This window comes from Bradyrhizobium sp. ORS 86 (assembly GCF_045571475.1).
GTDB lineage: Bacteria > Pseudomonadota > Alphaproteobacteria > Rhizobiales > Xanthobacteraceae > Bradyrhizobium.
Map to the genome: position 1 here is coordinate 4,461,494 of NZ_CP120699.1, position 21,807 is coordinate 4,483,300.

Here is a 21,807-nt window from a genome sequence, read left to right on the forward strand (position 1 = left end):
TGGCGCCACAAATTCCACCGTCATCGCCCGGCTCGACCGGGCGATCCAGTATTCCAGAGGCGGTTGTGAATTGCGGAGACGCCGCGGCGTACTGGGTCCCCCGCCTTCGCGGGGGACGACACCGAATGGTTGGCGTTACGCCTTCTTCACATCATCCTCGCGCTTGCATGAGAAGCCGCCGCCCCAGCCTCCACCGTCATCGCCCGGCTTGACCGGGCGATCCAGTATCCAGAGGCGTTTGCAAATTACGGAAAGCCGCGGCGTACTGGGTCCCCCGCCTTCGCGGGGGACGACACCGAATGGTTAGCGGCACTACGCTTTCTTCTTCACGTCCTTGACGTTGGAGAAGGTGATGCCCTCGGCGCGCTCGCGGGTATAGCCGAGATAGAACTCGTTCTTGGCCATGAACACGGGATCGCCGTCGACGTCGTCGGCGATGCCGGAATTGTTGGCGGCGATGAAGGCCTCGAGCTTCTTGCGATCATCGGAGGAGATCCAGCGCGCCAGCGAGAACTCGCTGACCTCGAACTCCACCGGCAGCGAGTATTCAGCATCGAGCCGCGCCTTGAGCACGTCGAGCTGCAGCGGGCCAACCACGCCGACCAGCGCCGGCGCGCCGTCGCGCGGACGGAACACCTGGACGACGCCCTCTTCCGACATCTGCTGCAGGGCTTCCTTCAGCTTCTTCGCCTTCATCGCATCCGTCAGGCGGACACGGCGGACGATTTCCGGCGCGAAGCTCGGCACGCCGACGAAAGTCAGCTCCTCACCCTCAGTCAGGGTGTCGCCGATCCGCAGCGTGCCGTGATTGGGAATGCCGACGACGTCGCCGGCGAACGCCTCGTCCGCCACCGAACGGTCCTGAGCGAAGAAGAATTGCGGGCTCGACAGGCTCATGTTCTTGCCGGTGCGCACCAGCTTCGCCTTCATGCCGCGGCTGAGCTTGCCCGAGCACAATCGCGCGAACGCGATGCGGTCGCGATGGTTCGGATCCATGTTGGCCTGGATCTTGAACACGAAGGCGCTCATGCGCGGCTCGGAGGCCTCGACCTTGCGCAAATCTGAATCCTGCGCACGCGGCGCCGGCGCGAACTTGCCGAGCCCTTCCAGCAAGTCGCCGACGCCGAAATTGCGCAGCGCGCTGCCGAAATAGACCGGCGTCAGGTGCCCCTCGCGAAACGCGTCGAGCTCGAACGGTTTGCAGGCTTCCGATACCAGTTCGAGCTCGTCCTTGACCCCGGCGACGTCGAGACTGGGATTGCGGGCGCCGAGATCGGCGATGTCGATCTGCTCGGCCTGACCGGTCTTGGCGCCGCCGCCTTCGAGCAGCCGCACGCCGCCATTGACGACGTCGTAGGTGCCGAGGAAGTCGCGGCCGCGGCCGACCGGCCAGGTCATCGGCGTGGTGTCGAGCGCCAGCGTCTTCTCGATCTCGTCCAAAAGCTCGAAGGTGTCGCGGCTCTCGCGGTCCATCTTGTTGATGAAGGTGATGATCGGAATGTCGCGCAGGCGGCAAACCTCGAACAGTTTTCGCGTGCGCGCTTCGATGCCCTTGGCCGCGTCGATTACCATGACAGCGGAATCGACCGCGGTCAGCGTCCGATAAGTGTCTTCCGAAAAGTCCTCGTGGCCCGGCGTATCGAGGAGATTGAACACGAGATCGTTGAACTCGAACGTCATCACCGAGGTGACGACCGAGATGCCGCGCTCGCGCTCGATCTTCATCCAGTCCGAGCGGGTGTTGCGCCGCTCGCCCTTGGCCTTGACCTGCCCCGCAAGGTTGATCGCGCCGCCGAACAGCAGCAGCTTTTCGGTCAGCGTGGTCTTGCCGGCGTCCGGGTGCGAGATGATCGCAAAGGTGCGTCGCCGCGCCACCTCCTCGGAAAGCGACGAACGGAACGGCGATTCGGCTGTGACTGAGATATCGGACATAGCGGGGGAGCGTTTGGCAGGGAAAACGGACACGATCAAGGGCGATTTGTCGCAATGCGGAATGGTCGCATCCTCCCATATAGGTACGGGAAGGACGACCTTCACCTCATGAGACCATTAGCGGGGACGACCCTGCCATATCCGGAGGGTTCGTTATGGCGTGGGCCATTCTGTTCACCGCGGGTCTCCTCGAGATCGGCTGGGCCATCGGGCTGAAATACACTGAGGGTTTTTCGCGGCTCGTGCCGTCGGCGCTCACGCTGGCGGCCATGGCCGGCAGCATCATCCTGCTGGGCGTCGCGCTCAAGACACTGCCGATCGGAACCGCCTATGCGGTCTGGACCGGGATCGGTGCCGTCGGAACCGCGGCGCTCGGCATCATCCTGCTCGGCGAGCCGGCGACTGCGATGCGGCTTGCCAGCATCGCATTGATCGTCGCGGGCATTATCGGGCTGAAGCTGGTCGGATGATCACTTGAGGATCAGCACCGCCCAATAGCTCAGCGCGGCAACCGCCGCGGATGCGGGAATTGTGATCACCCAGGCATAGACGATCGAGCTCGCCACGTTCCAGCGCACCGCGGACAGCCGCCGTGCCGCCCCGACGCCGACGATGGCGCCGGTGATGGTGTGCGTGGTCGAGACCGGAACCCCGAGAAAGGTTGCCATGAACAGGGTCGCGGCACCGCCGGTTTCGGCGCAGAAGCCCTGCATCGGTGTCAGCTTGGTGATCCGCAGTCCCATGGTGCGGACGATCCGCCAGCCGCCCATCAGGGTGCCCAGCGCCATCGCGCTCTGGCAGGCCAGCACCACCCAGAAAGGGATGTGGAACGTCTCGCCGGTATGCCCTTGCGAATAAAGCAGCACAGCGATGATCCCCATGGTCTTCTGCGCGTCGTTGCCGCCATGGCCGAGCGAATAGAGCGAGGCTGAGGCGAATTGCAGGATGCGAAAGGCGCGATCGACGGCGAACGGTGTCGAGCGCACCGACAGCCAGGAGACAATCGCGACCAGCACCAGCGCCAGCAGGAAGCCGACCAGCGGCGACAGCACGATCGCAAGCAGCGTCTTCGAGAGCCCGCTCCACACCGCCGCCGAAATCCCCGCCTTCGCCATGCCCGCGCCGACCAGCCCGCCGATCAGCGCGTGCGAGCTCGACGAGGGAATGCCGAGCGCCCAGGTGATCAGGTTCCAGACGATCGCGCCGACCAGGGCGGCGAAGATCACGGTCGCATCGACCACCGATGGCTCGATGATCCCGGTGCCGATGGTGTTGGCGACGTGCAGGCCGAACACCATGAAGGCGACGAAGTTGAAGAAGGCCGCCCAGAACACCGCATATTGCGGCCGCAGCACGCGCGTCGAGACGATGGTCGCGATCGAATTGGCGGCATCGTGCAAGCCGTTCAGGAAATCGAACAGCAGCGCCACCGCGATCAGGATGACGAGAACGGGAAGACCCAGCGTGGCGTCCACGTGATGCCCTGCCCTATTTCACTTGTTTGAGCATGATCTCCGCGCAAACGCCTCGCGTTTGTCGCAGGGAAAACCGCTGCACACGTTTCCGGATCATGCTCAGACCTGCTCGATCACGATCGAGTTGATCTCGTTGGCGACGTCGTCGAAGCGGTCGGCCACCTTCTCGAGGTGATCGTAGATCTCCGCGCCGACGATGAAGTCCATCGTGTTGGCATTGCGATGCTTCAGGAACAATTCCTTCAGTCCGATGTCGTGCAGGTCGTCGACCCGGCCTTCGAGCTTGGTCAACTCCTCGGTGATCTGGGTCAGCATCACGACGTTCTGGCCGATCGACTGCAAGAGCGGCAGCGCGCGGCCGACTAGGTTGGCGCATTCGATGATCAGGCCGCCGATCTCGCGCATCGGCGGTTCGAACGATCGCACCTCGAACAGCACGACCGCCTTCGCGGTCTGCTGCATCTGGTCGACGGCATCATCCATCGACGTGATCAGGTTCTTGATGTCGCCGCGGTCGAACGGGGTGATGAAGGTGCGGCGGACCGCGGTGAGGACTTCGCGGGTGATGTTGTCCGCATCGTTCTCGAATTGATTGACACGCTGGCAGAAGACGGGCGTCTCGTCCCCGCCCTTCAGCATGTCCTGCAGCGCCAATGCGCACTGCACGGAGGTCTGGGCATGGCGGGCGAACAGGTCGAAAAACCGCTCTTCCTTGGGCAGGAAGCTGCGAAACCAGCGTAACATATGTCCGTTCCATCGTTCCGGGGCAGCCGTCGGGAAGCCGTCACAGAACTGTCATAGAACACTTCGCGGGACAAGCGCCCGGCCTCGGCCGCCCGGATGGGCGGTCATCCACCACTTTGTCGGTTCAGAAAGTCCCTGCCCCGCTGCCCTACAGCGACCGCCGCAGGTAATGGGCGAGCTCCCCGACGAGGCCGCGCCGGAACAGCAGCACGCAGGCGACGAAGATCACGCCCTGGATGACGGTCACCCACTGGCCGAAGCCAGCGAGATATTGCTGCATGGCAATGATCACGAAGGCGCCGACCACAGGTCCGAAAATCGTGCCGAGACCGCCGACCAGCGTCATCAGCACGATCTCACCGGACATCGACCAGTGCACGTCGGTGAGCGAGGCGTTCTGCGCCACAAACACCTTCAGCGAGCCGGCGAAGCCCGCCAGCGTGCCCGACAGGATGAAGGCGAGCAGCTTGTACTGGTCGGTCTTGTAGCCGAGCGAAATCGCGCGCGGCTCGTTCTCGCGGATCGATTTGAGCACCTCGCCGAACGGCGAGTTGATGGTGCGGTAGATCAGGAGGAAGCCGGCGAGGAATCCCACCAGCACGACGTAATAGAGCACCGTCGGCTTGGAGAGGTCGAAGATCCCGAACAGATGGCCCTGCGGAATGCCCTGGATGCCGTCCTCGCCGTGGGTGAACGGCGCCTGTAGATAGATGAAGTAGATGAGCTGCGACAACGCCAGCGTGATCATCGCGAAATAGATGCCCTGCCGGCGAATCGAGACATAGCCGGTGACAAGAGCGAGCAAGGCGGCGGCAGCCGTGCCGACCACGATGCCGAGCTCGGGCGGCAGCCCCCACACCTTCAGCGCATGCGCCGACACATAGCCCGCGGTGCCGAGAAACATCGCGTGGCCGAACGACAGCAAGCCGCCATAGCCGATCAAGAGGTTGAAGGCGCAAGCGAGCAGCGCGAAGCACAGCGCCTGCATGACGAAGAAGGGATAGATTCCCGTCCACGGCACGACCGCCAGCAGCACCGCCATCGCGGCGAACACAGTCATCTCGTCGCGCATCGCGCGCGGCGTCACCGGAATCGTATCATCGGTCAATGCTGACATATCAGGCCGCCCGTCCCGTCAGTCCCGTTGGTTTCACCAGCAACACCAGCACCATCAGGACAAACACCACGGTGTTGGAGGCCTCGGGATAAAAATACTTGGTCAGTCCCTCGATCACACCGAGCGCAAAGCCGGTGATGATCGATCCCATGATCGAGCCCATGCCGCCGATCACGACCACCGCGAACACCACGATGATCAGATCGGCGCCCATCAGCGGCCGGACCTGGTTGATCGGTGCCGACAGCACGCCGGCGAGCGCCGCCAGGCCGACGCCGAGCCCGTAGGTCAGCGTGATCATCCGTGGCACGTTGATGCCGAAGGCGCGCACCAGCGTCGGGTTCTCAGTGGCGGCGCGCAGGTAGGCGCCAAGCTGCGTCTTCTCGATCAGGAACCAAGTCGCAAGGCACACCACCAGCGAGAACACGACGACCCAGCCGCGATAGATCGGCAGGAACATGAAGCCGAGATTCATGCCGCCCCTGAGCTGATCCGGGATCGAATAAGGCAGACCGGAGGAGCCGAAATAGTTCTGGAACACGCCCTGCACGATCAGCGCGATGCCGAAGGTCAGCAGCAGCCCGTAGAGATGATCGAGCCCGGTCAGCCATTGCAGCATGGTGCGCTCGAGGATCATGCCGAAGATGCCGACGACGATCGGTGCGATGATCAGCGCCCACCAATAATTGATGCCACCCAGATTGAGCAGGAAATACGCCACGAAGGCGCCCATCATATAGAGCGCGCCGTGCGCGAAATTGATGATGTTGAGCATGCCGAAGATCACGGCAAGCCCCAGACTGAGCAGCGCGTAGAACGAGCCGTTGATCAGTCCCACCAGGAGCTGTGCGTATAGAGCCTGCATCGAATGAGCTTTCGCTTGGGTAGACAAGGCCCGCCGGTCACGCCGTGCCCGGCGGGCGTGATCATTACTTCTTCAGCAATGGGCAGGTGCTCTTGTCGAGCGGGGTGAACGCCTGGTCGCCCGGCACGGTGCCGACCAGCTTGTAGAAATCCCACGGGCCCTTCGACTCCGACGGCTTCTTCACCTCGAACAGGTAAGCGTTGTGGGTGACACGGCCGTTGGGCTGGATCTCGCCTTTGCCGAACAGCGGATCGTCGGTCGGGATCGACTTCATCTTCTCGACCACCTTGACGCCGTCATGCGGATTGCCGCCCAGCGCCTCCAGCGCCTTGAAGTAATGCATCAAGCCTGCATAGACGCCGGCCTGCACCATGGTCGGGGGAGCGCTGTTCTTCATCCGCTCCGAAAACCGCTTGGAGAAGGCACGGGTCTGGTCGTTCATGTCCCAGTAGAACGTCTCGGTGAAGTTGAGGCCCTGCGCGGTCTCGAGCCCGATCGCCTTGACGTCGGTGAGGAACAACAAGAGCGCGGCGAGCTTCTGGCCGCCCTTGACGATGCCGAACTCAGCCGCCTGCTTGATCGAGTTGGTGGTGTCGCCTCCCGCGTTGGCAAGGCCGATGATCTTGGCCTTGGAGGCCTGCGCCTGCAGCAGGAAGGAGGAGAAGTCCGCGGTGTTGAGCGGATGCTTGACGCCGCCGACCACCTTGCCGCCATTGGCAAGGACGACGGCGGTGGTATCGCGTTCCAGCGCGGCGCCGAACGCATAGTCCGCGGTCAGGAAGAACCAGGTGTCTCCGCCCGCCTTCACCAGCGCCTGGCCGGTGGCGTGGGCGAGCATGTAGGTGTCGTAGGTCCAGTGCACTGTGTTCGGCGAGCACTGCGCGTTGGTCAGATCAGAGGTCGCTGCACCCGAGTTGATGTAGACGCCGTTCTTTTCCTTCACGACGTTGTTGACCGCGAGCGCGACGCCGGAATTCGGCACGTCGACGATCGCATCGACCTTGTCGACGTCGAACCACTGCCGGGCGATGGTGGTGCCAATGTCGGGCTTGTTCTGGTGATCGCCGGAGATGAGATCGATGGTCCAGCCCTTGGCCTTCAGGCCGGAGTCCTCGATCGCCATTTGCGCCGCCAGCGTCGAACCGGGACCTGCGAGGTCGGCATAAAGGCCGGACTGATCGGACAACGCACCGATCTTGACCGTCTTGTCCATCTTGTCCTGGGCGGAGGCGACGCTCGCGGCGCTGAGCACCATCGCGGTGCCGAGCAGAAGCGCCGAAATCGTATGTCTCATCTGGTATTCCCTCGTTTTAAATTTTCTGGTTCAGGCGATCTCAGACGCCAAGATAGGTATGGAGCTTGTCCATGTTGGACGACAGCTCCGAATTCGAGAACCCGTCGATCACCTTGCCGTGCTCGACGATGTAGTAGCGGTCGGCAACGGTCGAGGCGAAGCGGAAATTCTGCTCGACCAGAAGGATGGTGAATCCCTCGGATTTCAGGCGCGAAATGGTGTGGCCGATCTGCTGGATGATGACCGGCGCCAAGCCTTCGGTCGGCTCGTCCAGCATCAGGAAGCGTGCGCCGGTGCGCAGGATGCGCGCGATCGCCAGCATCTGCTGCTCGCCGCCGGAAAGCTTGGTGCCCTGGCTGGTGAGACGCTCCTTCAGGTTGGGAAACAGCGTGAAGATCTGGTCGAGCGAGAGGCCCCCGCTCTGCACCACCGGCGGCAACAGCAGGTTCTCGCGCACGTCGAGGCTCGAGAAGATGCCGCGCTCCTCCGGACAAAACGCAATTCCCATCCGCGCGATCCTGTCGGACGTAGCGCGAATGATCTCCTTATTGTTGAACCGGATCGAGCCGGAACGCTTGCCGATGACGCCCATCACCGATTTCAGCGTCGTGGTCTTGCCCGCACCGTTGCGGCCGAGCAGTGTCACGACCTCGCCGGCCTTCACGTTAAAATTGATGCCGTGCAGGATGTGGGACTCGCCGTACCAGGCCTGCAGATCCTTGACCGACAGCACGTCGGCGCTGGCCGCCGTCGCGGGAGCTTCCGCCAGTTTCGCCTCAGCCATGACCCGCTCCCAGATAAGCTTCCTTCACACGCTCGTCCTTGGAGAGCTCGGCGTAGTTGCCCTCCGCCAACACCTGCCCGCGCGTCAGCACGGTGATGACGTCGGAGAGGTTGGCGACGACCGAGAGGTTATGCTCGACCATCAGGATGGTGTATTTGGCGGAAATCCGCTTGATCAGCGCCGCGATCTTGTCGATGTCCTCATGGCCCATGCCGGCCATCGGCTCGTCCAGCAGCATCATCTCCGGGTCGAGCGCGAGCGTCGTCGCAATTTCAAGTGCGCGCTTGCGGCCATAGGGCATCTCGACCGCCGGCGTGTTGGCGAACTCGCTCAAGCCGACGTCGTTCAACAGCTCATGGGCGCGCGGATTGAAGCGGTCGAGCACGGTCTTGGAGCGCCAGAAATCGAACGACGCGCCGTGCTGGCGCTGCAAGGCCACGCGGACGTTCTCCAGCGCGGTCAGATGGGGGAACACCGCCGAGATCTGGAACGACCGGACCAATCCGAGCCGCGCCACATCGGCCGGCGGCATCGCGGTGATATCCTGCCCCTTGTAGCGGATCTCGCCCGCCGAAGGCTTCAGGAATTTGGTCAAGAGATTGAAACAGGTCGTCTTGCCGGCGCCGTTGGGCCCGATCAACGCATGAATGTGACCGCGACGCACCTTCAACGCGACGTCGCGAACGGCGAAGAAACCCGCGAATTCCTTGGTCAATCCGCTGGTTTCGAGAATGAACTCATCGGCCAAATAGAATCCCCCATACGCCATCGCTGCGAGGCCTCTCGCCTGCGTGGCCAGTTTTTTGATGTCCGACGGGTTGTCCGATACGTCTTGGAACCGTCCGAAGCCCGCCGCCTCCGGCCGGAATATGCCGTCATCCGTGTCGGTTACGCAAGGTGGAAAGCTGTGCACTGCGGCATCGCGAACACCCGGTTCCGGTTCGTCCTTAGTCGAATGGCATTCGATCGCAGTTTGCGCATCGGACGGCAGCCGCTAACGGTATTTCGCTGCGCTTCGGCGCTTTTCATGACCCGGCCCCGCGCCATCATCGATCCCGACCTGGTCCGTCGTTGCCGCGGCTCGGCGATGCGATCGCGTTTGGCTAGCCGATGCAATTCGAATGCGCCGATCCAGCTAACCCTTCTTGCGCGCCTTCGCCGGCACTTCCTTGGCATAGAGATCCGGCTTGAAGCCGACCACGCGCTTTGACCCGAGGTCGAGCACCGGCCGCTTGATCATCGACGGCTGCTCCGCCATCAACGCGAGCGCCTTGCGCTCGTTCAAACCTTCCTTGTCGTCGTCAGGCAGCTTCTTGAAGGTGGTCCCGGCGCGATTGAGCAGCGTCTCCCAGCCGACCTCGTCACTCCACTGCTTGAGCTTGTCCTTGCCGATTCCGGCGGTCTTGTAGTCGTGAAAGTCGTAAGCCACGCCGTGATCATCGAGCCAGGCGCGCGCCTTCTTCATGGTGTCGCAGTTCTTGATGCCGTAGATGGTGATGGTCAATGCCGTTCCCCCCATGCGATTGCGGCGGGGAAATTATCGCCGCAGCAATCGCAGCGCCAGACCGCGCCGGGTCTGTCTCCACATCGATATTGGCCGCGCCTCAGCGCGCATAATGCGTGAAGACGAAGTCGTGATCCCGGGCGTGCGCCTCGTGGCAGGCGAAGCAGGTCTCGTGCTGCGCGGCATCGACCGGCTTGCCGTCGATGAACCGGCCAAAGCCCCAGCCGCCGGTTGCGGCATACTTGATGGAATCCTTGACCATGACCTGGACGGTGGTCGCCGGCCCCGTGATGAAGGCGCCATCGAGGCCGGCGACGGGCTTGCGCTTCCAGGCCAGCTTGACCAGCACGGTGCCATCGGGAAACGGCGACGTGCCATCCTGATAGGCCTTCGCAGCCGTCGCGTTGCCAAGTACGCTGCGCAGCTCGTCGAGCCCGGTCTCTTCTCCCACCGCGATCAGCTTCCAGTCGCGATAGCCGGCTGGAATTTTCACGCCGAAGATCGGCGAAGCCGGCGCCGCATCGTCGGCATGGCCGACGGCAAAGGGCAATGACGCCGTGATGCAGGCCGCCGCGATCGCGGCGGCTGCCCATTTCAGAACCTGTCTCACGATCCGTTGTCCGCGCTCGCTTCACGTCCTGCTGACGTCGATGATGGCCTGGGCAAACGCCTGCGGCGCTTCCTGCGGCAGATTGTGACCGATGCCTCCGGTGATCAGCCGGTGCTCATAGTGACCGGAGAACTTCTTGGCATAGGCGGCAGGCTCCGGATGCGGCGCGCCATTGGCATCACCTTCCATCGTGATGGTCGGGATCGCGATGACAGGCGCCTGGGCCAGCGTCTTCTCGTAGGCGTCGTACTTCGCCTCGCCCTCCGCGAGCCCAAGCCGCCAGCGGTAATTGTGGATCACGATATCCACGTGGTCGGGGTTCTCGAATGCCGCCGCGCTGCGATCATAGGTGGCGTCGTCGAACTGCCACTTCGGCGAGGCGAGCTGCCAGATCAGCTTGGCGAAATCGTGCCGGTTCTTGGCGTAGCCTTCGCGGCCGCGCTCGGTCGCGAAATAGAACTGGTACCACCATTGCAGCTCGGCCTTCGGCGGCAGCGGCACCTTGCCGGCCTGCTGGCTGCCGATCAGGTAGCCGCTGACAGAGACCATCGCCTTGCAGCGCTCGGGCCACAGCACCGCCATGATGTTGGCGGTGCGCGCGCCCCAATCGTAGCCGCCGAGCACGGCCTTCTCGATCTTCAACGCATCCATCAGCGCGATGATGTCGGCGGCGACCGCGACCGGCTGGCCGCTGCGCATGGTGTCCGTCGACAGAAAGCGGGTCGTGCCGTAGCCGCGCATATGGGGCACGATCACGCGGTACCCCGCTTCCGCCAGCGCCGGCGCGACGTCGGCATAGCTGTGCATATCGTAGGGCCAACCGTGCAGCAGAATGACGGCGGGACCGGAGCCCGGCCCCGTCTCGACATAGCCAACGTTGAGTACGCCGGCGTTGATCTGCTTCACCGGACCAATCGAGCTACGGGCGCCCGGCTTGATTGCAGGCAGCGCCGTGGCCTTCGACTGCGCACGCGCCGGTGCGATGATGCCGAAGCCCGCCGCCGCGAGCGCCCCGCCGGCGATGCCAAGGAAGTTACGGCGTTGCTGATCGATGGATTGCGACATGGCGATCTCCTGCGTCTTGTGTCGCTGAGGACCATGCCAGACCCCTCACCGGTCTGCTTTGAGACGCCGTGGATTTGCCCTTCAGACCGTCTTGATTTTGGCTCCCGCCGGCCTGTGCTAGGTTCCGCCACCTGTACAGGCTCCGGCTCCGGACTTTCGAATTTGCTCTATCACTTCAACAACTTCACCCTCGACCCGGGCCGCCGGGAGTTGCGCCGCGGCGACGCGCTGGTCGCCGTCGAGCCACAGGTCTTCGACCTCCTCGAATTCCTCATTCGCGCCCGCGACCGCGTGGTCAGCCGCGACGAGGTGCTCGCGGCGGTGTGGCACGGGCGGATCGTCTCGGAAGCCACGCTGGGAAGCCGGGTCAACGCCGCACGGACCGCAATCGGCGACAATGGCGACGAGCAGCGCCTGATCCGCACCCTGCCCCGCAAGGGTCTCCGGTTCGTCGGCGAGGTCCGGGAAGATGCCGCCCCCGAGCCCGCCACGGCGGAAGACGCCGGTCCACGCCCGAGCGAGGGCCCCGCAATCGCCGTGCTTCCCTTCACCAATATGAGCGGTGATCCCGAGCAGGACTATTTCGCTGACGGCATCGCCGAGGACATCACCACCGCGCTCGCCCGCTGCAGTGGACTGACGGTGATCGCGCGCAACTCCGCCTTCACCTACAAGGGCAAGGCGGTCGACATCCGCGAGGTCGGCCGCGACCTCGGGGTCGGCTATGTGCTCGAGGGCAGCGTCCGCCGCGGCGGCGACCGCCTGCGCATCACCGGGCAATTGATCGACGCCGTCTCCGGCGCGCATCTGTGGGCGGACCGCTTCGACGGCGCGGTGAATGACGTGTTCGACTTACAGGACCGTATCACCGAGAGCGTGGTCGGCGCGATCGAGCCGACCTTGCATGTCGCGGAAGCCGAGCGGCGGCGCGCCGCGCCGCCCGACAAGCTCGACGCCTACGACCTGCTGCTGCGCGCCTACAGCCTGCGCTACGAGTTTACGCCCGAGAGCATCACCGCCGCGCTCGATTGCCTCGACCGGGCGCTTGCGCTCGATCCCGCTTACGCGCCAGCGATGGCCGCGTCCGCCTATTGCCAGGCGCTGCGGCATTTCCAGGGCTGGCTGACGCCTGACGATGCGTATCGGGAGCGCGCGGTGACGATGGCCTGGCGTGCCGTCGAGCGCGCGCCCAATGACGCACAAGTGTTGTGGATGGCGGCCTTCGCGATCTGGAACATGGCCGACGAGATCGAACCCGCGCGCGACTTGTTCGAGCGCTCGCTTGCGATCAATCCGAACTCGGCGATGGCGCTGGTGCTCGGCGGCTGGATCGAGGCGATGCGCGGCAACCAGGCGGCGGGCCGCGCCATGATCGAACGGGCGCAGCGGCTGAACCCGCGCGACCCGCGCGGCTGGTTCGCCTCCGGCGCACTCGCGATCTGCGCGGTGCTCGACGAGAACTTTGCCGAAGCGGCGAATTGGGCGGAGAAGGCGTTGGCGCAGAACCGGCGATTTGCGGTGGCGCTGCGCGTCCTGATCGTGGCGCTGGTGAAGACCGGCGATCGTGAGCGCGCGATGCAGACCGCGCGCGAATTGCTCAAGGTCGATCCGGCGTTCACAATCTCCGGCTTCCTGTCGCGGATTCCGTTCCCGGTGCAATCGATGTCCAGGACCTATCGCGAGACCCTGAAGGCGGCCGGCGTCCCGGACTGACGCCGCTCTGAGGACGCGATAAATCCCATGACGAGCTTTTCGCAACGACTCAACGAAGCGCTTCGCCGCTCCGACGAAGCGAGCCCTACAATCCCGGTGATCTCGCCGCCCAAGCCTTGGTGGCCTGGCAGCTTTCCATCGCTCGGACATAGGCAGGGCGTGACGTCGTGCGGGCGAGATAGTCCCGCTCGGTCGGACCCGGGACGTAGTTGCCGGTTCGCATGCCGAGCAGGAGGGCGTAGCTCACCGAGATATCGGCAGCAGTGAAGCGGTCGCCGGCGAGATAGGAGCAATTCGCGAGACGGCGGATAACCAACCCCAACCGGCTCTCGAATGTCTCGAGCGCCCAGCAGGTAACCCGGGCACCTCGCTCGGCTTCGGGTGCCAGTTGGCGACCGACCAAGACGGCGTTCATCGGCCCGGCGAGCCCGGCCTCACCCAAGTGGAGAAATTGCAGATAAGAAGCGAAGGCGGGATCGTCCGGGGCGACGGCAAGCGAACCTCTACCGTAGCGGGCGAGCAGGTACTCAAGAATCGCGATCGATTCGACCATGATCGTCTCGCCGTCCTGCAGCACAGGAATGAAGCCGGCGGGATTGATCGCGAGGAAATCGCGATCATTCTCAACTGCGAGCAGGTCGACCGGGCGCAGCCGATAAGCCAGTCCTAATTCCTCGAGCAGCCAAACAACACGGAAGCCACGACCTTCGCCATACACGGTGAGCATAGTTGAGCGTTCCTGGATTGGGCTAGTGGATCGGATCTAACGGTTGCTATCCGCCCACGACCGTCCCTCCTTCTCGAGGAAGAGCACCGCGCCCTTGCCCATTAGCAAATCTTCCGAAGTGCACAGCAGGGTGAGAATCGGTCACTCACGTTCCAAGACCGGCGGCTTCCATGCGTCGATCGCCGTCTCTGGATAAATCTGCACCGAGCCAGGCTCGAAGTAGCTCTCGATCGCATAGCCGAGCTTGGTCAAATCCGTACGATACCAACCAACGATTCTACCGCGCCATGATGCTCGCCCCTTCTTTGCGGCATAGTCACCCATTTGAAACTTTGCATCTGGGGGCCACTGATCGACCATCTCGCCTCCGACCGAATTGCCTTAAAAAGAAGACACTATGGCCGCCCCACCTATGTCCGCAACTGGTCGATTTTGCCCCGTCGACGGCCTTGGGCGAGCGGACGCTTGCACAATTTCGGAATATTAGAAAAATAGCCCTGAGTTGCCCGACGTGTCAAGTTGTTGGGTCGAACGCCGGCCGCCGCGGGCTACTTTGCATGGGGTTGTTTTCGATATTTTGGCGGCGCGCCCTGCGACGGCCCCATAGGTTCGTATTGCCCTAGCCTGACCCGCCCGGCTCCAGCGCCTCGCCGAGCTCGAGCGGATGCGCCATGGTCTCGTGCAGCGCATCCTTGTCGAGCTCGCCTTCGGACAGGCTGATCACGACGCAGGCGACGCCGTTGCCGACCAGGTTGGTGAGCGCGCGGCACTCGCTCATGAACTTGTCGATGCCGACCAGGATTGCGATCGACTGGATCGGAATGTCAGGCACGATCGACAGCGTCGCCGCGAGCGTGATGAAGCCCGCGCCGGTGACGCCCGAGGCGCCCTTCGAGGTGATCATGGCGATGCCGAGGATGCCGAGCTCCTGCCAGATCGTCAGATGCGTGTTGGTGGCCTGCGCCAGGAACAGCGTCGCCAGCGTCATGTAGATGTTGGTGCCATCGAGGTTGAAGCTGTAGCCGGTCGGGATGACGAGGCCGACCACCGAGCGCGAGGCGCCGAGGTGCTCCATCTTCTGGATCATCTGCGGCAGCACGGTTTCCGACGACGAGGTGCCGAGCACGATCAAGAGCTCGTCCTTGATATAGGCGATGAAGCGGAGGATCGAGAAGCCGGACAGCCGCGCGATGGCGCCGAGCACGATCAGCACGAACAGCAGGCTCGTGAGGTAGAAGGTGCCGATCAGCGCGGCCAGGTTCCACAGCGAACCGAGGCCGTAGGCGCCGACCGTGAAGGCCATGGCGCCGAAGGCGCCGATCGGCGCGACGCGGACGATGATGCGGATGATGCCGAAGAACACCTTGGCGGCCATGTCGATCGCCGCCGCGATCGGCTCGCCGGCCTTGCCCATGAAGGCGATGGCGAAGCCGGAGAGGATCGAGATCAGCAGCACCTGCAACAGGTCGCCGCGCGCGATCGCCCCGAAATAGCTGTCCGGAATGATCGCCATCAGGTGGGCGACGATGCCCTCCTCCTTCGCCTTGCTGACATAGGTCGCAACCGACTTCGGATCGATCGTGGCCGGATCGATGTTGAAGCCGCTGCCGGGCTGGAGCAGCTTGCCGACCAGAAGGCCGACCGCCAGCGCCACCGTCGAGACCACCTCGAAATAGATCAACGCCTTCAAGCCGACCCGGCCGACGCGCTTGAGGTCTCCCATCGAGGAGATGCCGTGCACCACGGTGCAGAAGATCACCGGCGCGATCATCATCTTGATCAGCGCGATGAAGCCGTCGCCGAGCGGCTTCAGCGCCTTGCCGAGACCGGGATTGTAATGCCCGATCAGAATGCCGAGCGCGATCGCGATCAGCACCTGGATGTAAAGAACCTTGTACCAGGGCTGATGACGATGAACGGCAGGCCGGATCGCGTCTGTGGTCATGGGCGGGCTCGAGGCTCGAATGGAAGGACGGGCGGAACGATCATGGCGAAGCGCGGCACGGCCGACAACGGGTTTTCTCGCTCTCGCCCAACCACGCCGACCTTAAGGCCGCTTCGGGATGTTCAGTCCACGCTGCACCGCGGGGCGCGCGAGGCCGCGCTCCAGCCAGGCGACGACGTCTTTGAACTGGTCGAACTCGACAAGCGCGCGCGCATCATAGAACCCGATCAGATTGCGAACCCAGCCGAGCATCGAGATGTCAGCGATGGTGTATTCGTCGTCCATGAACCACTGTCGCCCGGCAAGGTGCGTCTCCATCACGCCGAGCAGGCGCTTGGATTCCGCGACGTAGCGCTGTAGTGGCCGCTTGTCCTCGTAGTCCTTGCCGGCGAACTTGTTGAAGAAACCGACCTGACCGAACATCGGCCCGATGCCGCCCATCTGGAAATGAACCCACTGCATGGTCTGGTAGCGGCGCGCCGCATCCTGCGGCAACAGCTTGCCGGTCTTCTCGGCCAGGTATTGCAGAATAGCGCCGGATTCGAACAAGGGCAGCGGCTTGCCGCCGGGGCCGCTGGGATCGAGGATCGCCGGGATCTTGCCGTTCGGGTTCAGCGAGAGAAACTCCGGCGTCTTCTGATCGTCCTTGTTGAAGTCGACGAGATGCACCTCGTAAGGCAGCCCGATCTCCTCGAGCATGATCGAGACCTTGACTCCATTCGGCGTCGGCAACGAATAGAGTTGCAGGCGATCCGGATGCTGAGCGGGCCAGCGTTTTGTAATCGGAAAGGCGGAGAGATCAGCCATATTGATGATCTTTTTGATGGTCTTTGCGTCGCTTTAATTGGCTAGCTAATGTACGACCTCGATGCAAGCCACAAGGGCCGGACCGACCATGACAGACCAAGCGGAGCCGGAACGGCTTGGCCTCTCCGACGACGAACTGGCGATCCATCCGACCGTGTTCGCATCCGATGCCCTCGCCGGTCAGGTGGTGATCGTCTCGGGCGGTGCCGGCGGCATCGGCCGCGCCATCGCCTGGCTGTTTGCGCGGCTCGGCGCTGATGTCGTCGTGATCGGGCGCGATGGTAACAAGCTCGATGCGCTCGTCGACACCCTGCGACGTCGCGGTCTCAAAGCATCTGCGCATGTCACCGACATCAGGGAACCCGATGCCGTCAACGCGATGTTTGATGCCATCTGGGCCGCGCATGGCCGCGTGGATATCCTGGTCAACAGCGCCGGCGGCCAGTTCCCGCAGGCCGCGATCGACTTTTCGGTCAAAGGCTGGAACGCGGTCATCAATACCAACCTCAACGGCACCTGGTACATGATGCAGGCGGCGGCGCAGCGCTGGCGTGACCGCAAGCATCCGGGCAGCATCGTCAACATCGTCGTGGTCACCACCCACGGCCTCTACGGCATCGCGCACACGATCGCGGCGCGATCCGGCGTGATCGGCCTGTCGCGCGCGCTCGCGGTCGAATGGGCGCCGCTGAACGTCCGCATCAACTGCATCGCCCCCGGCGCGATCGAGACCGAGGGCTGGAACGTCTACAGCGAGCAGGCGCGCGCTGCCTATCCGCGCTCCAATCCGATGCTGCGCCCGGGCTCGCCCTGGGACATCGCCGAAGCCAGCGTCTATCTCGGCGGGCCCTCCGGCAAGTTCATCACCGGCGAGATACTGACCGTCGACGGTGGCGGCCAGCATTGGGGCGAGACCTGGACCACCGGCAAGCCAGATTATTTCAGGGACAGCGAATAACACTGCCCTTCCCCGCGCCCGCGAACTTTTGCGATCAGACCACGCACACCGTGGCTGACGGCCCGGGATCAGCCGGTCTTGCCGTCGTCGAAGCTCACGATCACCGCGGCGTTGGCGATCAGGATCGGATCGTTGCCCTGATCCGACGGGATCTCGAGCCCGCCCGCAATCGCCTTCACCGTCTTGGTGCCGTATGGCAGTTCCTTGGCGACCGCGGCGGTGTCGACCGCCTCCGGGTTTGGCACGGCGATCGTGACGTCGACGAACATGTCGTTGGCGGTCTTGCCGAGCATGCGAAAGAATCCGAGGCTCGAGTGCCGGATCGCATCCGACACCGCGCGTTTCGCAGCCTTGGTGGCGTCGCGGCCGTGGACGTCGACGCCCATGCCCATTTCCGTGATACAGCGCACGCGTGTCATGAGAATTTCCTCATCGTGGTTGGCGCAAAGGACCGTCCCTCCTTCGTCCGCTGCACCCGCGACGTCAAGCCGGAAGCTCATCATATCAGACCATCATCGGCGGACAGCGGCATACTGGATGCCAGCCTGCGCGGCCATGACGACAGTGTGGCCAGGTTCTCGCGACGGAATTTGTCCGACAACAGGCACCACGTGAACGTCGCGAACGACGCCGACGCGGAGCGAAGAAAGACCGTCGAGGACCAAGAAGCTGTCACGCCTCAGCGGCGAAGGCGGCGATCGTACGCTCGACCGCCGCACTATCGATGTGCCGGTGTGTGACGAGGCGAAGCTGGCTTGCGCCGCTGGCCTGCGCGAGAATGCCGTGCCTCTTCAGGCGCGATGCCCAGTCGGCCGCATCCCGCGCACTGCGTGAGACATTGATGCGGAGGATGTTGGTCTGCACATGGTCGGGCTCGGCGAGCGCCGGGTCCAGCCACGCCAAGCCATGCGCAAGCCGCGCGGCGGCGGCATGGTCCTCGCGCAGACGCTCGATCATGGTGTCGAGCGCCACGAGGCCTGCCGCCGCGATCACGCCGGCTTGCCGCATGTTGCCGCCGATGAAACGGCGGAATCCCCGCGCCCGCGCGATGAAGGCGGCGGAGCCAGCCAGCAGGCTGCCGACCGGCGCGCTCAGCCCCTTCGAGAGGCAGAACATCACGCTGTCGGTGTGATCGGCGATTGCCTGCGCGCTGGCGCCGAGCGCGACCGAGGCATTGAACAGGCGCGCGCCGTCGACATGCACAGCGATGCCGTTGCTGCGGCCGAGCGCATGGATATGCGCCATATGCCATAACGGCAGCACCGCGCCGCCCGCCCCGTTATGGGTGGTCTCCATCCAGATCAGCGCCGGTCGCGGCCGTCCCCCCGATGAAGCGGCACGGATCGCTTGCGCGAGTGCATCTTCGTTCATCGCGCCGCGGTGGCTTGCGACGGCTCGCGGGATCAGCCCCGCCACCGCCACCACGCTGCCGATCTCCGAATTGAACAGATGCGCGCCACCATCCGCAAAGATCTCGCCGCCGCGCTCTCCATGGGCCAGCATCGCCAGCAGGTTGCCCATGGTGCCACTCGGCACGAACAGTGCGGCCTCCTTGCCGGTCAGCGAAGCCGCCCGCGCCTCGAGGGCGCGCACGGTCGGATCGCCATCGCGGCTGTCGTCGCCGAGTGGCGCGCGGCGCATTTCCGCAAGCATCGCCTCCGTCGGCAATGTCACGGTGTCGCTGCGCAGATCGACGATGCCGGTCGCGCCCGGCCGCGTATCGTCGCCGTCCATCATGCGTCCTGCGCCTTCAGCGCGAGCGGCGCCGTCTCCGGCGCGCCCACCGCAAGCTCGCCGCCAAAGCGCTGCACCAGCTTGACCGCGACCGTGTTGCCGAACACGTTGATTGCGGTGCGCCCCATGTCGAGGAAGGCGTCGACCCCGGCGATGACGGCGAGCGCCTCGACCGGCAGCCCGATCGCCGACAGCACCATGGCGATGGCGACCAGCCCGCCGGAGGGAACGTTGGCGCTGCCCTTGCTGGCGATCGTGGTGACCATCACGATGGTCAGCAGCGTCGACCAGGTGAGCGCCACGCCATAGGCCTCGGCCAGGAACGTGACCGCGAGCGCGAAGTACATGATCGCGCCGTCGCGGTTAAAGGCGTAGCCGAGCGGCAGCACCACCGAGACGATCCGGTTCGGCACGCCCATCGCTTGCAGCTTCTCCATGTGCAGCGGCAGCGTGACCTCCGAGGAGCGCGTCGAGAACGCCAGCAACATCGGCTCCATCACCGCTTTCGTCACCGCAATCGGCCTCTCGCCGAGCACGAGCAGCATCAGCCAGAAGATCATCACCATGATGGCGAGGCCGAGATACATCACGGCCACAAGCTTTGCGAGCGCGACCACGGTGGCGAGCCCTTGCGTGGCGAACAGCCAGGCCATGATTGCGAACACGGCGATGGGCGCCAGCGCCGTGATCCATTTCGTCATCTTGAACATGGCCGCCATCACGGCCTCCAGCACCGCGACAACAGGCTCGCCGACCTTGCCGATCGAGGCCAGCGCAAGACCGAACAGAATCGCAAACACCAGCGTCGGCAGGATCTTCTGCTCGGCCATCGCGGCGACGATGTTCGAAGGGATCATGTCCATGAAGAACTTCACCCAGTCGACCGACACCGCAAGGTTCGCCGGCACCTTGCCCGACGCCGCCAGCGGTGCTCCGGCGCCGGGATGGAATATCCCGTTGAGCACCAGCCCAATCAGGATCGAGATCACGGTCGCGAGGTAGAAATAGCCGAGGCAGATCACGACGACGCGCCCGAGGACCCTGAGCTCGGTGCCCATCCGGTAGATGCCGAGCGCAACCGAGGCGAACACGACCGGGATCACGATCATCTTCACCGCCTCGACAAAGGCGGTGCCGAGCGGCCGCAGGCTCGCGCCAAAACCCGGCCAGAGCAGGCCCACGACAAGCCCCGCGATCAGGCCGATCAACATCTGGACCGCGAGCGGAAGTCCCAGGATACGCCGCACGCCCGACCGTCCGCTCATGACCGCTTGCCTCCGGTTGTCGGGATGCGTGGCCGCACCGCACCAAGCGCGTTCAGCCGCGCCTCGAACGCCGACGACAGATGCCGCCACATCCGTTGCTGCGCGGCGTCGGGATCCTGCGCTTCGACGGCGGCATAGATATCGAGATGCTCGCTGACCGCCTGCCGGGTACGGTCGGGGTTGTATTGCGACATCTTCTGCAATGCGAGGCCGCTTTGGGCGCGCAGATTGTCATAGGCCTGCACGAGGCGGCCATTGGCCGTTGCGCGGAACAGCTCATCATGGAAAGTCCAGCCGATCTGCTGGGCCTCCTCCACGTCGATCGACGCGCGCGACTTCACGCGCCGCAGCTCCTTCGCACAGCGGGCAAGGCCTTCAGTCGGCCCGCGTGTCGCCGCGAGATAGGCCGCCATGCCCTCCAGCGCGAGGCGCAGCTCGTGGATTTCGCGCAGGTCGTCGAACGACAATTGCCGCACGAATGTGCCGCGCATGGGATGGATCGTCAGCAGGCCGTCCCGGGCCAGCGCCTTCAAGGCCTCGCGCACCGGCGTCCGCCCCAGCGCAAGCCGATCCGAAAGGCTGCGTTCCGACAACGGCTCGTCAGAGGCGAACTCGCCCGACATCACGAGGTCGCGGATGCGCGCATAGGCCTTGTCACGGGAAAGAGAAGCAGTTGGCATAGTTGACATACCAGCATGATGCCAGTGGCGTGTCAATTCGGTCCGTCGTCCCGCTGGCCGCGACGTCGCACTTGTCAACCTCGGCGAGACCGGACTATGGCTGAGCGTCCCTCACACCCCCGGCGTTGCATGCGGCCGAAAGCGTTCGAAGCCCACTGCCTGCGCCTTCCCGCCGTCACCAAGGTGGTGCAATGGGAGGGCACATCGGTCTTCAAGGTCGGCGGCAAGATGTTTGCGCTGGGCGGCGGGTTCGTGGAGCGGCTCGGCGGCGGCTTCATGTTCAAGACCTCGAACATGGCCTACCAGCTCCTGATCGAGCAGGGTCTGGCGCGGCCGGCGCCCTATCTGGCGCGCGCCAAGTGGGTGCAGCTTGTCGGCAACAACGCGCTGCCCGACGCCGAGCTCAAAGCCTATCTCGATCAGGCGCACGCGCTGATCGCAGCGAAGCTGACGCGAAAGTCGCGCAAGGCGCTCGGGCTCGAATAGCGGCACACGGGGCCGGCGCGTGCGCGCGCCGCTCGCCTCAGCCATCCACCGGTGTATCGGATTCGCCGGTCCGGGCACCGTCCCGCAACGAGGACTCCCTTT

23 protein-coding genes are annotated in these 21,807 nt (G+C 64.2%); 4 read left to right on the forward strand and 19 right to left on the reverse strand.

Features of this window, described 5'->3' with window-relative positions:
• Window positions 1-312: 312 nt before the first annotated feature.
• On the reverse strand, window positions 313-1,932 hold the full coding sequence (locus P6U25_RS20855; protein ID WP_407152567.1) for a peptide chain release factor 3: 1,620 nt from the start codon (window positions 1,930-1,932) through the stop codon (window positions 313-315).
• A gap of 155 nt (window positions 1,933-2,087) precedes the next feature.
• Between P6U25_RS20855 and sugE the strand changes: the two genes are divergently transcribed.
• Window positions 2,088-2,402: a quaternary ammonium compound efflux SMR transporter SugE gene (gene sugE / locus P6U25_RS20860; RefSeq protein ID WP_407146632.1), complete on the forward strand. Its 315-nt coding sequence runs from the start codon at window positions 2,088-2,090 to the stop codon at window positions 2,400-2,402.
• On the opposite strand, the gene P6U25_RS20865 is transcribed toward sugE, so the two are convergent.
• The 10 genes from P6U25_RS20865 to P6U25_RS20910 form a co-directional block, all read right to left on the reverse strand.
• Window positions 2,403-3,407, reverse strand: a complete 1,005-nt coding sequence (locus tag P6U25_RS20865; RefSeq protein ID WP_407146633.1) for an inorganic phosphate transporter — start codon at window positions 3,405-3,407, stop codon at window positions 2,403-2,405. It lies immediately after the preceding gene.
• Window positions 3,408-3,506: 99 nt separating this feature from the next.
• Window positions 3,507-4,151: a DUF47 domain-containing protein gene (locus P6U25_RS20870; protein WP_407146634.1), complete on the reverse strand. Its 645-nt coding sequence runs from the start codon at window positions 4,149-4,151 to the stop codon at window positions 3,507-3,509.
• Between the two features lie 148 nt (window positions 4,152-4,299).
• Window positions 4,300-5,268 carry a branched-chain amino acid ABC transporter permease gene (locus P6U25_RS20875; RefSeq protein WP_407146635.1) on the reverse strand — a complete coding sequence of 323 codons (969 nt, stop codon included), beginning with the start codon at window positions 5,266-5,268 and terminating at the stop codon, window positions 4,300-4,302.
• A 1-nt stretch (window position 5,269) separates the two neighbouring features.
• A complete protein-coding gene (locus P6U25_RS20880; RefSeq protein WP_407146636.1) occupies window positions 5,270-6,133 on the reverse strand; it encodes a branched-chain amino acid ABC transporter permease in 864 nt (287 codons plus the stop codon).
• A 64-nt stretch (window positions 6,134-6,197) separates the two neighbouring features.
• Complete coding sequence (locus P6U25_RS20885; protein WP_407146637.1) at window positions 6,198-7,427, reverse strand: ABC transporter substrate-binding protein; 1,230 nt, start codon at window positions 7,425-7,427, stop codon at window positions 6,198-6,200.
• A gap of 40 nt (window positions 7,428-7,467) precedes the next feature.
• Window positions 7,468-8,211, reverse strand: coding sequence for an ABC transporter ATP-binding protein (locus P6U25_RS20890; protein WP_407146638.1), 744 nt, complete (start codon window positions 8,209-8,211; stop codon window positions 7,468-7,470).
• Window positions 8,204-8,959 carry an ABC transporter ATP-binding protein gene (locus P6U25_RS20895; protein WP_407146639.1) on the reverse strand — a complete coding sequence of 252 codons (756 nt, stop codon included), beginning with the start codon at window positions 8,957-8,959 and terminating at the stop codon, window positions 8,204-8,206. Before P6U25_RS20895 ends, P6U25_RS20890 begins: the two co-directional genes overlap by 8 nt.
• Window positions 8,960-9,346: 387 nt before the next feature.
• A complete protein-coding gene (locus tag P6U25_RS20900; RefSeq protein WP_407146640.1) occupies window positions 9,347-9,715 on the reverse strand; it encodes an ArsC family reductase in 369 nt (122 codons plus the stop codon).
• Window positions 9,716-9,815: 100 nt separating this feature from the next.
• Window positions 9,816-10,325, reverse strand: coding sequence for a cytochrome P460 family protein (locus tag P6U25_RS20905; protein ID WP_407146641.1), 510 nt, complete (start codon window positions 10,323-10,325; stop codon window positions 9,816-9,818).
• 21 nt (window positions 10,326-10,346) lie between these two features.
• Window positions 10,347-11,390: an alpha/beta fold hydrolase gene (locus P6U25_RS20910; RefSeq protein ID WP_407146642.1), complete on the reverse strand. Its 1,044-nt coding sequence runs from the start codon at window positions 11,388-11,390 to the stop codon at window positions 10,347-10,349.
• 162 nt (window positions 11,391-11,552) lie between these two features.
• Here P6U25_RS20910 and P6U25_RS20915 point away from each other — a divergent pair, with 162 nt between their 5' ends.
• Window positions 11,553-13,103 (forward strand): winged helix-turn-helix domain-containing protein, encoded by a 1,551-nt coding sequence (locus tag P6U25_RS20915; RefSeq protein WP_407146643.1) that lies wholly within the window; start codon window positions 11,553-11,555, stop codon window positions 13,101-13,103.
• Window positions 13,104-13,188: 85 nt separating this feature from the next.
• On the opposite strand, the gene P6U25_RS20920 is transcribed toward P6U25_RS20915, so the two are convergent.
• The 4 genes from P6U25_RS20920 to P6U25_RS20935 form a co-directional block, all read right to left on the reverse strand.
• Window positions 13,189-13,830 (reverse strand): glutathione S-transferase family protein, encoded by a 642-nt coding sequence (locus P6U25_RS20920; RefSeq protein WP_407146644.1) that lies wholly within the window; start codon window positions 13,828-13,830, stop codon window positions 13,189-13,191.
• 141 nt (window positions 13,831-13,971) lie between these two features.
• On the reverse strand, window positions 13,972-14,190 hold the full coding sequence (locus P6U25_RS20925) for a DfrB family trimethoprim-resistant dihydrofolate reductase (protein ID WP_407146645.1): 219 nt from the start codon (window positions 14,188-14,190) through the stop codon (window positions 13,972-13,974).
• Window positions 14,191-14,449: 259 nt separating this feature from the next.
• Window positions 14,450-15,775, reverse strand: a complete 1,326-nt coding sequence (locus P6U25_RS20930; RefSeq protein ID WP_407146646.1) for a dicarboxylate/amino acid:cation symporter — start codon at window positions 15,773-15,775, stop codon at window positions 14,450-14,452.
• Between the two features lie 102 nt (window positions 15,776-15,877).
• The gene (locus P6U25_RS20935; RefSeq protein WP_407146647.1) at window positions 15,878-16,582 is read right to left on the reverse strand and encodes a glutathione S-transferase family protein; all 705 of its coding nucleotides are present in this window, start codon (window positions 16,580-16,582) and stop codon (window positions 15,878-15,880) included.
• Window positions 16,583-16,670: 88 nt separating this feature from the next.
• Between P6U25_RS20935 and P6U25_RS20940 the strand changes: the two genes are divergently transcribed.
• On the forward strand, window positions 16,671-17,540 hold the full coding sequence (locus tag P6U25_RS20940) for an SDR family oxidoreductase (RefSeq protein ID WP_407146648.1): 870 nt from the start codon (window positions 16,671-16,673) through the stop codon (window positions 17,538-17,540).
• A gap of 68 nt (window positions 17,541-17,608) precedes the next feature.
• Here the strand turns inward: P6U25_RS20940 and P6U25_RS20945 are convergent, their stop codons facing one another.
• The 4 genes from P6U25_RS20945 to P6U25_RS20960 form a co-directional block, all read right to left on the reverse strand.
• Window positions 17,609-17,959: a Lin0512 family protein gene (locus tag P6U25_RS20945; protein WP_407146649.1), complete on the reverse strand. Its 351-nt coding sequence runs from the start codon at window positions 17,957-17,959 to the stop codon at window positions 17,609-17,611.
• A gap of 253 nt (window positions 17,960-18,212) precedes the next feature.
• Window positions 18,213-19,277 (reverse strand): GntG family PLP-dependent aldolase, encoded by a 1,065-nt coding sequence (locus P6U25_RS20950; protein ID WP_407146650.1) that lies wholly within the window; start codon window positions 19,275-19,277, stop codon window positions 18,213-18,215.
• On the reverse strand, window positions 19,274-20,539 hold the full coding sequence (locus tag P6U25_RS20955; RefSeq protein WP_407146651.1) for a dicarboxylate/amino acid:cation symporter: 1,266 nt from the start codon (window positions 20,537-20,539) through the stop codon (window positions 19,274-19,276). The genes P6U25_RS20950 and P6U25_RS20955 overlap by 4 nt, the downstream gene beginning before the upstream one ends.
• A complete protein-coding gene (locus P6U25_RS20960) occupies window positions 20,536-21,219 on the reverse strand; it encodes a GntR family transcriptional regulator (protein WP_407146652.1) in 684 nt (227 codons plus the stop codon). The genes P6U25_RS20955 and P6U25_RS20960 overlap by 4 nt, the downstream gene beginning before the upstream one ends.
• 129 nt (window positions 21,220-21,348) lie before the next feature.
• On the opposite strand from P6U25_RS20960, the gene P6U25_RS20965 reads away from it, so the two are divergent.
• Window positions 21,349-21,705, forward strand: coding sequence for an MmcQ/YjbR family DNA-binding protein (locus P6U25_RS20965; protein ID WP_407146653.1), 357 nt, complete (start codon window positions 21,349-21,351; stop codon window positions 21,703-21,705).
• Window positions 21,706-21,807: the final 102 nt, after the last annotated feature.

What these genes read in the sequence shown, in the direction of transcription:
- P6U25_RS20855 (WP_407152567.1), bottom strand. Translation starts at nt 1,932, where the DNA reads ATGTCCGATATCTCAGTCACAGCCGAATCGCCGTTCCGTTCGTCGCTT.
- sugE (WP_407146632.1), top strand. Translation starts at nt 2,088, where the DNA reads ATGGCGTGGGCCATTCTGTTCACCGCGGGTCTCCTCGAGATCGGCTGG.
- P6U25_RS20870 (WP_407146634.1), bottom strand. Translation starts at nt 4,151, where the DNA reads ATGTTACGCTGGTTTCGCAGCTTCCTGCCCAAGGAAGAGCGGTTTTTC.
- P6U25_RS20875 (WP_407146635.1), bottom strand. Translation starts at nt 5,268, where the DNA reads ATGTCAGCATTGACCGATGATACGATTCCGGTGACGCCGCGCGCGATG.
- P6U25_RS20880 (WP_407146636.1), bottom strand. Translation starts at nt 6,133, where the DNA reads ATGCAGGCTCTATACGCACAGCTCCTGGTGGGACTGATCAACGGCTCG.
- P6U25_RS20885 (WP_407146637.1), bottom strand. Translation starts at nt 7,427, where the DNA reads ATGAGACATACGATTTCGGCGCTTCTGCTCGGCACCGCGATGGTGCTC.
- P6U25_RS20890 (WP_407146638.1), bottom strand. Translation starts at nt 8,211, where the DNA reads ATGGCTGAGGCGAAACTGGCGGAAGCTCCCGCGACGGCGGCCAGCGCC.
- P6U25_RS20910 (WP_407146642.1), bottom strand. Translation starts at nt 11,390, where the DNA reads ATGTCGCAATCCATCGATCAGCAACGCCGTAACTTCCTTGGCATCGCC.
- P6U25_RS20920 (WP_407146644.1), bottom strand. Translation starts at nt 13,830, where the DNA reads ATGCTCACCGTGTATGGCGAAGGTCGTGGCTTCCGTGTTGTTTGGCTG.
- P6U25_RS20925 (WP_407146645.1), bottom strand. Translation starts at nt 14,190, where the DNA reads ATGGTCGATCAGTGGCCCCCAGATGCAAAGTTTCAAATGGGTGACTAT.
- P6U25_RS20930 (WP_407146646.1), bottom strand. Translation starts at nt 15,775, where the DNA reads ATGACCACAGACGCGATCCGGCCTGCCGTTCATCGTCATCAGCCCTGG.
- P6U25_RS20935 (WP_407146647.1), bottom strand. Translation starts at nt 16,582, where the DNA reads ATGGCTGATCTCTCCGCCTTTCCGATTACAAAACGCTGGCCCGCTCAG.
- P6U25_RS20940 (WP_407146648.1), top strand. Translation starts at nt 16,671, where the DNA reads ATGACAGACCAAGCGGAGCCGGAACGGCTTGGCCTCTCCGACGACGAA.
- P6U25_RS20945 (WP_407146649.1), bottom strand. Translation starts at nt 17,959, where the DNA reads ATGACACGCGTGCGCTGTATCACGGAAATGGGCATGGGCGTCGACGTC.
- P6U25_RS20950 (WP_407146650.1), bottom strand. Translation starts at nt 19,277, where the DNA reads ATGATGGACGGCGACGATACGCGGCCGGGCGCGACCGGCATCGTCGAT.
- P6U25_RS20955 (WP_407146651.1), bottom strand. Translation starts at nt 20,539, where the DNA reads ATGAGCGGACGGTCGGGCGTGCGGCGTATCCTGGGACTTCCGCTCGCG.
- P6U25_RS20960 (WP_407146652.1), bottom strand. Translation starts at nt 21,219, where the DNA reads ATGCCAACTGCTTCTCTTTCCCGTGACAAGGCCTATGCGCGCATCCGC.
- P6U25_RS20965 (WP_407146653.1), top strand. Translation starts at nt 21,349, where the DNA reads ATGCGGCCGAAAGCGTTCGAAGCCCACTGCCTGCGCCTTCCCGCCGTC.